We start from the raw sequence: 11,754 nt of genomic DNA, 5'->3' as shown, positions 1-11,754 counted from the left end.
AAACCAGCTATAACCAAACATTATGAAAAGATTTTTGCAAGTATTTTTTGTTTTGCTGCATTTTTCGGGGATTTCTTTTGCACAGCAAAACCGTGCCATCTCGGGTAAAGTCATGAGCCAGGCAGAGGATGAGCTGCTGCCGGGCGTATCGGTAGCTGTTAAAGGACAAACCATTGCCGTAAGCACCGATGTAAACGGCGAATTTAAATTAACAGTTCCGGGTAGTGCTGAGCTGACGCTCGTATTTAAGTACCTGGGCTACAAACCCAGGGAAGTAAAAGTTACAAACGAAACAGAGCTCACAGTAAGGCTTCAGCCAGAAGCCTATATGCTGAACGAAGTGGTTACTATAGGCTATAAAACATTGCAGCGTAAGGACATTACAGGTGCCGTGGCCTCTGTTAATGCACGCCAACTGAAAGACATGCCGGTAAACTCTGCGGCAGAAGCCCTGGCGGGCAGGTTGGCCGGGGTTCAGATTACGGCAAATGAAGGAATGCCCGGTGCTGATGTAAGGGTATTGGTCAGAGGCGGAGGTTCCATTACCCAAAGCAACTCACCACTATATATCATAGATGGTGTACAGGTTGAGGATGGTCTATCCAATATTTCACCTACAGATATTGAATCTGTAGAGGTATTAAAAGATGCATCTGAAACAGCTATTTATGGCGCCCGGGGTGCAAATGGTGTGGTGGTGATTACCACCAAGGGGGGGAAAGAAGCCAAAACCCGGATAAGCTATGATGGCTTCCTGGGCTTGGCACAACTGCAAAACAAGCTGGACGTGATGAGCCCTTACGATTTTGTATTGCGGCAGTACGAGCGGTCTAGGGGCCTTACCAATACTGAAACCGCTTTTGAGCAGGCATACGGCAGTTTTGCCAATATCGGTGATTATAAAAATCTGAGGCCGGTAGACTGGCAGGAAAAAACATTTGGCCGCGATGCGGTTTCGCAAACCCATACCGTGGCACTTACCGGTGGGGGCAAGGCAACCACCTTTAATGTTAGCTACACCAACAATTCCCAACAGGGCATCATGCTCAATTCTAAATTTAACAGGCAGCTTTTTAATTTGAAGCTCGACCACAGGGCCAGCGATAAACTCAGGGCAGGCTTTGGTGCACGCTACAACAACCAGAAGATACAGGGTTCGGGGGTGTCTACAAGCGAAGCCACGGCAACCTACAGCTTATTACGGCATACCATTAAATACAAACCGCTCAACACCACAGGTATGGGCGATGATGTGCTGGATGAAGATTATTTCAATGAAACCAATACCGGAAATGGCCTTGGGGTATTGAACCCCATCCAGCTTAGTGATGCGCAATACAGAAACCGGCCTTCCGACAACCTGAACATCAATGGTTATATCAATTATACGTTAATCAAAGGGCTTTCTTTCAGGTCTACAGCGGGGGTAAACTTCAGCAACAATACCCTCAATGCATTTGATGATTACATCACTTCCAATGCGCGGATAAATGGGAGTGGGCTGCCCATTGTAAACATCAATAATACCAAACGTTTTAGCCTCAATAACTCTAACGTATTTACTTATACCTTTAAAAAAGGGGTAAATAACTTTAGTGCCTTGCTGGGACAGGAAATCTATAACCTGAAAGACGAGGTTAGGCTCGATCAACTGAGGTTATTCCCTATGGGCATTACCCCTGAAAAGGCCCTCGGACAGCTGAGCCTGGGGCAAAGCACACCACTATATCCCAGCAATTTGATCAGTGAAAGCCGTCTGCTTTCCTTTTTTACCGGGCTGAACTATTCATTTTCAGATAAATACCTGGCCAAGTTTACGTTCCGGACAGATGCTTCGTCAAAATTTGCTGCTGATAAAAGATGGGGCTATTTTCCTTCGGGCTCATTGGGATGGAGGATATCGAAAGAAGATTTCATGAAAGACCTTAGTTTTATCTCCGATCTGAAGCTGCGGGCCAGTTATGGAGCATCAGGGAACAACAGGATCGGCGACTATTTATACCTCACCACTTTTTCTACCAATGCCAGATACGCGCTTAACGAAGTGATCAATCCAGGATACAGCTCTGCCAGCCTGGCCAATAAAAACCTGAAATGGGAAACTACGGTTACGCAAAATATAGGTCTTGATATTGCCTTGTGGAATAACCGGGTGCAGCTGAACATTGATGCCTACAAGAATAAGGTTAAAGACCTGCTGCTGGACGTGCGTATCCCTGCCATCTCAGGCTATGTTACACAGCTGCAAAATGTGGGCGAGACTTCAAACCGCGGACTGGAATTCCAACTGAATGCCATTCCGATACAGCGTAGAGATTTCTCCTGGACCACCAATTTTAACCTGGCCTTTAACCGCAACAAAATTGAAAAACTGGCCACAGCCTCCAGCTACCTGCCATCACCTGCAGTGGCTTTTGTATCGGGCCAGCCCTCAGATTATATTGTACAGGTTGGTAAGCCTGTCGGCTCCATGTATGGCTATATATCAGATGGTTTTTACAGTGTCAGCGATTTCAATTACGATGCTGCTACCCAGGTGTATACGCTTAAGGCTGGCGTAGCTGATGTATCAGGTGTATTGGGCACAGCCCAGCCTGGCTGGATGAAACTCAAAGACCGGGATGGCAATAACATCATCAACGAAAATGATAAGGACATTATCGGTAATGCTACTCCTAAATTTTCGGGGGGCTTTAACCAGCAGTTTACTTATAAAAACTTTGACCTGAGCATGTTCATCAACTTTGTAGTAGGCAATGATGTGTACAACGCAAATAAAATTGAGTTTACAAACAGCTATACCCCAAACACCAATATGCTGGCCGTGATGAAAGACCGCTGGAAAACCATTGATGCAAATGGCAACGTAGTACAGAAAGTTACGGTAACGGGAGGGGTTGCCCAGGTTACAGGTATTCCGCCTGATCAGCTGGCCGCACTGAACAAAGACGCGAAGATATGGCAGCCCATTACCGGAAGCGGGGCTTTTTATCCAACTTCATGGGCAGTTGAAGATGGCTCGTTCTTAAGGCTCAACAACATTACTTTAGGCTATACCTTTCCTGTAAAACTGCTGAGCAAGGCAAAAATTAATAAGCTAAGGGTGTATGCTACGGCAAACAATGTAGCCGTGATTACCGGTTATTCCGGCTTTGATCCTGAAGTGAACGTAAGGAGTTCAAATCCGGTAACTCCCGGGGTAGATTATTCTGCATATCCGCGCAGCCGTACTTATATATTTGGCATCAACCTTTCCCTTTAACCTATAAAGCTAAAAAGATGAAATCAAAGATATTTTTCCCAATAGCCATCGCATTTATTTGCGTACTCAGTCTGAACTCATGTAAACGTTACCTTGATGTGTCGCCACCCTCCGCTTTTGATGAGCGTTTTGTCTTCAGCAATGTAGCCAATGCCACCAGTGCATTGATGGGTGTTTATGAGCAGTTGACTGGCGATAATGGCTACGGAAGCCGGTTGAGCATGATGTACCCTTACGATACCGATGACTTCATTGGGGTTACCAATGCTTCGGCACCAGACAACAACTCCCGCGATTTATCCAGGTACAATCTGCAGCCTACCAATGGGCAGCTTACCTTACCTTTTCAACAGCTCTATACCGGGGTAGAAAGGGCAAACATCTGCATTAAAAACATTCCCTCAATGGTCATGTATAATAGTGGCACTGAAGCAGAAAAACAACAGTTAAGGCGCCTCTATGGCGAAGCGCTTACCCTCCGCGCCCAGTTTTACCTGGAGTTGATCAGGAACTGGGGAGATATTCCTGCCATATTTGAGCCTGCAATAGAACAGGCAGATCTTTATCTGCCAAAAACCGACCGAGACCAAATCTACGACAGGCTGATTGAAGACCTGAAAACTGCTGCTGAGCTGGTGCCATGGCGTAACGATGCCGGGATTGCAGTTGACGAACGCATTACCAAAGGGGCTGTTAAAGGTTTAAGGGCCAGGATTGCACTGTTCAGGGGTGGTTATTCACTGAGGAGTACTTCCGAGCAAATGGAACGTAAGGCAGACTACCTTGATTTTTATAAAATTGCCCGCGACGAATGTTCCGAAATTATGGCACGCAGGGATAAACACACGCTTAACCCTATCTATCAGGATATATTCAAAAATTACATTGACGCTTTTAAGATTGAGCCCAATGGCGAAGTAATGTTTGAAGTGGCCCTTGGAAAAGACATCAGCGGAAGAATTGGCTATTATGACGGGCCGCGTTTTTATGCATCTTCAGGTACGGCTCAGCTGGGCAACAGTTCGGTGCGGGCAGTGCCGGTTTATTTTTATGCCTTCAATGCCCTGGATACCCGAAGGGATGTAACATTGGCGCCTTACTACAACAATGCAGATAAGACCAAAGCAGTACAAACCATGGTAAATATGGTGAGCGGAAAGTTCAGGGCCGACTGGTGGAACCCCGCAGCCTCATCCGCCAGCCAGCAAACCGGTATCAACTGGCCCATCCTGCGTTTCTCAGACGTATTGCTAATGTTTGCTGAAGCAGAAAACGAACTCAACAACGGGCCTACTGCTGCAGCAAAATCAGCTTATGAAGAAGTGCGCAAGCGAGGATTCAAAGGTAATGAGGCTGCTATTGGCGTAACACCATCCGGCAAGGCCGATTTTTTTAACGCCATTGTAAACGAACGTTATTTTGAGTTTGGAGCTGAAGGCATTCGCAAATACGATCTGATCCGCTGGAACCTGCTGGCCTCAAAGATTGCCGAAACCCGTGCCAATTACACCAAAATGCTGAATAAGGAAGTCCCCTACAATAATCTTCCGCAGAATATGTATTATAAATCGGCATCTACGGAAGTAATATTCAGCAATTCCCTTTATGCACCAACGCCGGCTGCAACGCCTACAGGTTATACCAGGGTAGCCTGGGTAAGTTCCATTACAGCAGCCTGGATTACCAACTTTGCACAATATTTTAAACCCAATCATAGTGAATTGCTGCCATTGCCTCAATCTGTAGTAGAGTCGAACCCAAAGCTGAAACAAGACTATGGTTACTAAAATGATCAGGGGAGGGCTGGTAGGCCTGCTTTGCTGCATGGCTGCCACGAAGCTCTGCGCCCAGACAGCAGCAACTGCCAGCTGGGCTTTGACCACAAATCAGAATGGCACTGTAACTGGTAGCGTTGCTGCCGGGCCGCAACTGCTTTCCGGGTTATCCATCCAGGATTACCTATCAGGCGGGCAACGTACCATTCCGCCCGGGGGTAGCTGGCCAGCCCAGAGCCAGCCAGACAGCACACGGTTCATGCAATTTGTGCTGAACCCTACCAGCGGAAATGACTTAAATATCAGTTCCATAGCAATGATGATCAGCTTTTATGGTTCCAGTGCAGGACGTGTAAATATGGCCTGGTCTACCGATAGTGTCCATTTCACAAACCTAACGGCTAATTTTTCCCTGGTTTCAGGTACAACGCCAAAGGCCTATACCTTTGGAGGGCTGAACATTACCGTGCCGAGTGGAAAGAAACTGTATTTCAGAATTTCACCATGGGCGGCAAGTGCGGTGACCAGTAAATACCTATTGATAAAGAACCTGGTAGTTAGCGGAACAACAACATTAGCTCCGGCCGCGGCATGGGCCTTAACAGCAAACCAGGGATTAGCCATAACAGGACAGATTAGTGGGACGGCACAGACATTGTCAGGCCTTAAGGTAAACAATTACATCTCCGGTAATGGTGGCCAGCGCATTTTACCATTAGACGGCATCTGGCCTGCAAATGCAGGGCCAGACAGCGGCCGTTATGTGCAATATGTAGTGAACCCGGCTACGGGTTATGATCTGGTTGTAACCCAGGTAAAGGTACCCTTGAGTTTCAATTCCTCATCTGCCGGCCATGCCCGCATCTGCTGGTCTACAGATGGGCTTACCTTTACTGACCTTGCCGCAAATATAGCCTTGGCATCTGGTTCGACCCCTGTTGTGAACACATTCTCAAGCCTGAACATTCCGGTTACAGATAACCGTAGTTTTTACCTCAGGGTTTATCCCTGGACTACCAGTGCATTTGCAGACGGCCGTTACCTGGTCTCCAAAGATGTGGCCATCAGCGGAATTAGCGAGGTTTCCCCTCAGCTTGCCTTTCCCGGGGCAGAAGGGGGCGGGCGTTATGCCAAAGGGGGCAGGGGCGGAGATATCTATTATGTAACCAATCTTAATGATAATGCTGCCGGGAGCCTGCGTGATGCCGTATCACAGCCCAACCGTACCATTCTGTTCAAAGTTTCTGGTACCATCAACCTGCAGAGTGTTATTTCCATCACCAAAGACAACATCACCATTGCAGGGCAAAGTGCACCGGGTGATGGTATTTGCCTGAAAAACTATGGGCTGGCCATCAGGGCCAATAATGTTATTGTAAGGCACATCCGTTCCCGTCCTGGAGATATCATTACCGTGCCAGGCGATTCATCTAAGGTAGTGGATGCCATGTACAATGGATTTGGCACCCCCATTACCCAGCCTTTTAAAAACATCATTGTTGACCATTGCTCCATGAGCTGGTCTACTGATGAAGTGGGCTCTTTTTATGCAGTCTCAAATTTTACTTTGCAGTGGAGTATGCTGAGCGAAAGCCTTTACCGCTCACTCCATACCAAAAGTACCCCTCATGGTTACGGAGGGATATGGGGCGGGCAGAATGCCTCCTTTCACCATAACCTGCTGGCCAGCAATTCCAACAGAAACCCACGTTTTTCGGGCAGTACTACCACACTGCAACCTGAGCTGGAATATGCAGATTTCAGGAACAATGTGGTTTACAATTGGGTAGGCTCGCCCTATGGAGGGCCGGGCGGGCATTACAATATGGTCAACAATTACCATAAAGCAGGACCAGCCACTACGGGTGCTGCCACAAGCTCAGCTACGAACCGTAAAAACCGGATCCTTTTGTATACCAGCTACAGCACCACCTTAGCGGGAGATACTGTATTTGGAGGGAAATTTTACGTCAGCGGCAATTATGTGCATGGCTTTCCCGATGTAACTGCAGACAACTGGACAACAGGAGTGCAGCTAGACAGTTATTACAATGCTGCAGCCATGAAAGCAGCAGGAAAAGCACTCAGCGCCTTTCCTTGTGCGCCTGTTGTAACGCAGACGGCCGAGGATGCCTTTACTGCAGTGATGAACAGCGCAGGGGCCGTATTGCCCCGCAGGGACACCATTGATCGGCGCATTATCAAAGAAACGCTGACAGGTACTGCCACTTACGAGGACAGCAGCTATGTAGCATCCGGAATGGTACATCCCTCAGGCATTATAGACAGCCAGAATACGGTTGGCGGCTGGCCGGTATTGAACAGTACAACTTATCCAAGAGATACAGATAACGATGGCTTGCCAGACTGGTGGGAGAAGATGGTTCAGAACGCTGCAACAGATTCAATCGGACTGGATAAAAATACTTATGGTGCCGATGGCTATACCATGCTCGAAAAATATCTGAACGGCATCCCTTCACCCGATCAGCAGGTTAGCTTTCTGGCTATCAATGCGCAAAAAGGAGGGTCGGATACCGTTAAAGTAAACTTCAGTACCGACTGGGCAAAAGACCAGTTCAACCTGAGATTGTACCGCTCCACAGATGGCAGCTCATTTACAAAAATCGGTGAGCGGGCGGCTTCCATTAATGAAGTTGTTTATCAGATAAAAGACAATGCCGCGCCCCAGCAGCTGGTGTATTATAAAATAGGAAGCAAACGCATTGACGGTACCGGAACTACAGTTTACAGCAATACGGTAAGTATAGATAATAGCCCATCCTTAATGGCGCGGGCTTCGGTAGCTCCTAAAATGCCTGATACCGCTGCAATGCTGGAAACAAAAAAACTGAAAATGTACCCAAACCCCGTTTCAACGGTATTAACGGTAAAGCACCCTAAGGCCCAGATATCTGCAACGATAAATGTTTATGGCATAACGGGTAAAAAGCTGATCAGTAAAAAAGTTCAGGCAGGAGCGGAACAGACCGAGCTTGATGTGGCCCATTTGCCGCAGGGCTCGTATGTTATAGAGTTTAACAACATCAGTACAAGGCAAAACGTGATGTTCATGAAGATGTAAGTACTCTGGTTTAAGTCCTATTCTTTAACAATTTTCTTACGGATAAAACACTTTCAATTTACGGATGTTATATGCCCATAAATTTTTTGAACTATGCTTTATTTAAAATTGAAGAGGAAGAAAGTAGCCAAAGCAGTAACTACAAAAAGTAAAAAGGTACGAAGAACCAAAGATAGCTATCAGGAAGATCGGCCAGCGCAACCTCAACAGCAGGATTGATAAAAAAGGTATAAAATTGAATTGATTTGTAACTAACGTGAGTTGGGGCTAAATTTGTAGCCCTCAATAACGCATATCATGATCGCAGAAAAAAAAACAAATAAATTTCGGTTATCCCGAATCCTGGCAGTTGAAGACGATAAAGATCTGGCCGAAATTATTCAGGAAGTATTTGATCAATCTGGCTACCAAAGTCTTATACTTCGGAGAAGCGAAGATATTATCGATCAAATGTTTGATTTTAAACCCGATTTGGTATTGCTGGATTATTTATTACCCGGAATAAATGGCGGCGAACTTTGTGGCCAGATCAAACGGCACCAAGCGTTTAGCAAGATTCCTGTGATCATCTATTCAGCTTATCCAAAGGTACTTACCTCGTTAGGCGATTACGGATGTGATTTATTCCTGCCAAAACCCTTTGATCTGGATGAGTTAGCCAAACACATTGAAACGTTATTGTTAAAGAAAGAACACTCGACCTTGCTACATTAAACCCTGGCATTTAGGGAAATTAATTTTACCCCTTTGTTAATTTTCATCAGCCATAAAGTAGATCCTTGTCTTGAGCCAGATAAAATCGCTTAATAATCAGCTAATTTGGCTGACTCCCAGCGGAATTATTAAAGTTAACTTTAATAAGATCGGCAATGAAGCTGATTTTTTAAACCTCTTAATTATGAAAAAACTATTGTTTGTTTTGTTTCTGTCTTTTGCCTGCACAAGTATCTATGCCCAGGTAAAAGCAAACTCACCCAGCACCACCATGTACTGTAATGGCGATTCTTATGGCTTCTACATTGATGAGATTCCGGGAGCAGTTTCTTACACCTGGTCTGTTCAGGGCTGGGCAGGCGGAGCAACGGTATGGCCAGGATGGGACACGGCAATTGATATGACTTTTTCAAAACCCGGAATTTACGACATCATATGCACCGTTCAAATGGACAGTGGTCCCGATCAGGTGTATGCCTTGGCAGTGGATGTGTATGAAGAATAGCACTTATAGTAAAAAAGCTCTTCGTTCGGAAGAGCTTTTCTGTTTACACTGTTGAAAGCAGTTCTGCGGAGGCTTTATCGAAATAGAATCTGCAATCCGGGTGCAGCTGTAATATACTCGAAGGATATTTATTGCTTACCGGCTGCTCCAGGCTATCCTTTACCGCCTGGGCCTTCCTGCGGTCCGGCACAGAGCAGATGATGTGCTTGGATTTCAGGATCTGCTGAACCGACATGCTGATGGCCTGGGTAGGTACATCGTCAATACTTTTAAACCATCCTTCTCCAAATTGCTGTTTGCGGCATTGCTCATCCAGGTTCACCACCAGGTAAGGTACATGGGTATCAAAATCTGCAGGTGGATCGTTAAAGGCCAGGTGGCCGTTTTCACCAATGCCCACCAGGGCTACATCTATAGGGTTTTGCTGAATGATCTCGCCCAGGCGTTTGCATTCTGCTTCCGGGTTGTTCTCGCCATTAACAAGATATACTGCTTTTAAAGGCGAAACTTTTTCGAGGAAGCGTTCTTTAAGGTATTTTCTGAAACTGGCAGGAGAAGATTCCGGCAGGTCAATGTATTCATCCAGATGGAACATGGTTACCTTACTCCAGTCAATATCTTCTTTGATCAGCTGGTTTAAAGTTTCAAACTGGCTCGCCCCTGTGGCCAGGATAATGTTCGCTTTGCCATTGCTGGCGATGGTTTCCCTGATGAGGTCTGCCGCAGCCTTTCCGGCGGCAATTCCGAGTTCCTCAGGACTGTTTGTTACGCTTGTTTCCATTTTATTGTATTCGTGTTTTCAATGATTTATGATCTTCTTTTGCCGGTTTCAAGGGCAATAACTATCCGTTCTCCCCAAAAAGGGCAGTTCAAATGCGCTTGTTTTTCTGCTTAAATTACTCCTGTTGTGCCGCCCTTTGAAAGGGAAATATCTACAGGTAAATTCTTCTTCCAGGATCCCCCGGTAAAGTCGGGAACATCAATAGAATTTGAACGGTTATTTACAGACCACTCGCTCAAGGGGAGTATCGAGCTCCAGAGTGCAGCATCATAAACATCCTGGTCTAAAGGCAATCCGTTCCTCAAACAATCTATGGTACGCCAGTCCATCAGAAAGTCCATTCCGCCGTGCCCGCCTACTGCTTTGGCCATCTCACCGATCTTCCTGACCAGGTTAGGGGTATATTTTTCCTCCACAGCTTTGAAATCAGCTTCAGAAAGCCAGCCTTCATGGCTGTTGGAAATGCGTGCAGGTAAGGGGTATTTTTGGGCGGTACCCTTTGTTCCGCTAATGAGGTGCAGACGGGAGTAAGGCCTTGGCGAGGTCACATCGTGCTGCACCATAATGGTACGGCCCAGCTGCGTTTTTATGGTAGTGGTACTCATGTTGCCCCTGTAGGCCTTGCCCACATAAGGTTTAAAAAAGGCATCTTTGGCGGCCAGTTCCCTGGCCATTTCGTTCATCATGAAATCATTTGAAGAAACCGACACCAGGTAATCCATTTTATCGCCGCGGTTGATGTTCATCACCTGGCATATCGGGCCAAGCCCGTGGGTAGGATATAAGTTGCCTTTATGTTTGATGTTCTCCTTTAACCTCCACATATCGTAATACTTGGTCTTAGAAAAATTTCCTTCCAGCAGGTCGTGTATATAGGCACCTTCGCAATGGATGATATCGCCAAAATAACCCTGTCTGGCCATGTTCAGGGTAAGCATTTCAAAAAAGTCATAGCAGCAGTTTTCCAGCATCATACAATGCTTTTTTGTACGCTCAGAAGTTTGTACCAGTTGCCAGCACTCTTCAAGTGTGGTAGCTGCGGGAACTTCTGTGCATACGTGCTTGCCATGGTTCATGGCATAAACAGCCATTGGGGTATGCAGTTCCCAGGGAGTAGCTATATAAATGAGATCAATATCCTCACGCTCGCAGAGTTTTTTCCAGGCTTCTTCCTTATCGGTGTAAACCACAGGTTTGTGTGCGGTCTTTTTTAAATTATCAAGTGATGCAGCAGCCTTTTCCGGACGGAGATCGCACAGCGCATTGATGCTGGTACCGGCAATCCTGGCCATGCGTTTTACAGCTGCGGCACCACGGTTGCCCAGGCCTATGAAACCTATACGCACCGTATCCAGTTTGGGGGCGGCATAGCCGCTCATGTTAAACTCCTGCTTGTGTACCCTTTTGGCCAGCTTAAGGATGTCATCCTGCCCCGGATTTTCAGCAGGGTTGTAACCCGATAAAATACCGGAAGAGGCCAGTCCGAGGCCCGCAAGGCCGCTCAGTTTTAAAAAATCTCTCCTGTTGTTCTTCATTAATTGTGTGATTATTGATGATGAGTTTTTTTTCAAAGCTATTAAATGACTTTTAAGAATCTGAGGGAAAAACTGAATAAAACAGCGAGAACGTTAT

7 protein-coding genes are annotated in these 11,754 nt (G+C 46.3%); 5 read left to right on the top strand and 2 right to left on the bottom strand.

The window, feature by feature from the left end:
- The first annotated feature begins 22 nt into the window (after nucleotides 1–22).
- The 5 genes from B9A91_RS23190 (at nucleotide 23) to B9A91_RS23170 (ending at nucleotide 9,341) form a co-directional block, all read left to right on the top strand.
- Entirely contained in the window at nucleotides 23–3,262 is a 3,240-nt protein-coding gene (locus B9A91_RS23190; protein WP_084241448.1) for a SusC/RagA family TonB-linked outer membrane protein, read from the top strand.
- 17 nt (nucleotides 3,263–3,279) lie between these two features.
- Nucleotides 3,280–5,049, top strand: a complete 1,770-nt coding sequence (locus tag B9A91_RS23185) for a RagB/SusD family nutrient uptake outer membrane protein (protein ID WP_084241447.1) — start codon at nucleotides 3,280–3,282, stop codon at nucleotides 5,047–5,049.
- Nucleotides 5,039–8,122 (top strand): T9SS type A sorting domain-containing protein, encoded by a 3,084-nt coding sequence (locus tag B9A91_RS23180; RefSeq protein ID WP_235012664.1) that lies wholly within the window; start codon nucleotides 5,039–5,041, stop codon nucleotides 8,120–8,122. Before B9A91_RS23185 ends, B9A91_RS23180 begins: the two co-directional genes overlap by 11 nt.
- A 297-nt stretch (nucleotides 8,123–8,419) precedes the next feature.
- Nucleotides 8,420–8,836 carry a response regulator gene (locus tag B9A91_RS23175; RefSeq protein WP_084241446.1) on the top strand — a complete coding sequence of 139 codons (417 nt, stop codon included), beginning with the start codon at nucleotides 8,420–8,422 and terminating at the stop codon, nucleotides 8,834–8,836.
- Between the two features lie 184 nt (nucleotides 8,837–9,020).
- Nucleotides 9,021–9,341: a cupredoxin domain-containing protein gene (locus B9A91_RS23170; RefSeq protein ID WP_144009027.1), complete on the top strand. Its 321-nt coding sequence runs from the start codon at nucleotides 9,021–9,023 to the stop codon at nucleotides 9,339–9,341.
- A gap of 43 nt (nucleotides 9,342–9,384) precedes the next feature.
- Here B9A91_RS23170 and B9A91_RS23165 read toward each other — a convergent pair whose 3' ends face one another.
- Both B9A91_RS23165 and B9A91_RS23160 read right to left on the bottom strand, forming a co-directional pair.
- On the bottom strand, nucleotides 9,385–10,122 hold the full coding sequence (locus tag B9A91_RS23165) for a glucosamine-6-phosphate deaminase (protein ID WP_084241444.1): 738 nt from the start codon (nucleotides 10,120–10,122) through the stop codon (nucleotides 9,385–9,387).
- Nucleotides 10,123–10,232: 110 nt separating this feature from the next.
- The gene (locus B9A91_RS23160) at nucleotides 10,233–11,657 is read right to left on the bottom strand and encodes a Gfo/Idh/MocA family protein (protein WP_084241443.1); all 1,425 of its coding nucleotides are present in this window, start codon (nucleotides 11,655–11,657) and stop codon (nucleotides 10,233–10,235) included.
- Nucleotides 11,658–11,754: the final 97 nt, after the last annotated feature.

This window comes from Pedobacter africanus (genome assembly GCF_900176535.1).
Lineage (GTDB): Bacteria > Bacteroidota > Bacteroidia > Sphingobacteriales > Sphingobacteriaceae > Pedobacter > Pedobacter africanus.
The sequence above is the reverse complement of the archived record's forward strand: the minus strand, read 5'-3'. Positions and strand labels throughout refer to the sequence as shown.

What these genes read in the sequence shown, in the direction of transcription:
- B9A91_RS23190 (WP_084241448.1), top strand. Translation starts at nt 23, where the DNA reads ATGAAAAGATTTTTGCAAGTATTTTTTGTTTTGCTGCATTTTTCGGGG.
- B9A91_RS23185 (WP_084241447.1), top strand. Translation starts at nt 3,280, where the DNA reads ATGAAATCAAAGATATTTTTCCCAATAGCCATCGCATTTATTTGCGTA.
- B9A91_RS23180 (WP_235012664.1), top strand. Translation starts at nt 5,039, where the DNA reads ATGGTTACTAAAATGATCAGGGGAGGGCTGGTAGGCCTGCTTTGCTGC.
- B9A91_RS23175 (WP_084241446.1), top strand. Translation starts at nt 8,420, where the DNA reads ATGATCGCAGAAAAAAAAACAAATAAATTTCGGTTATCCCGAATCCTG.
- B9A91_RS23170 (WP_144009027.1), top strand. Translation starts at nt 9,021, where the DNA reads ATGAAAAAACTATTGTTTGTTTTGTTTCTGTCTTTTGCCTGCACAAGT.
- B9A91_RS23165 (WP_084241444.1), bottom strand. Translation starts at nt 10,122, where the DNA reads ATGGAAACAAGCGTAACAAACAGTCCTGAGGAACTCGGAATTGCCGCC.
- B9A91_RS23160 (WP_084241443.1), bottom strand. Translation starts at nt 11,657, where the DNA reads ATGAAGAACAACAGGAGAGATTTTTTAAAACTGAGCGGCCTTGCGGGC.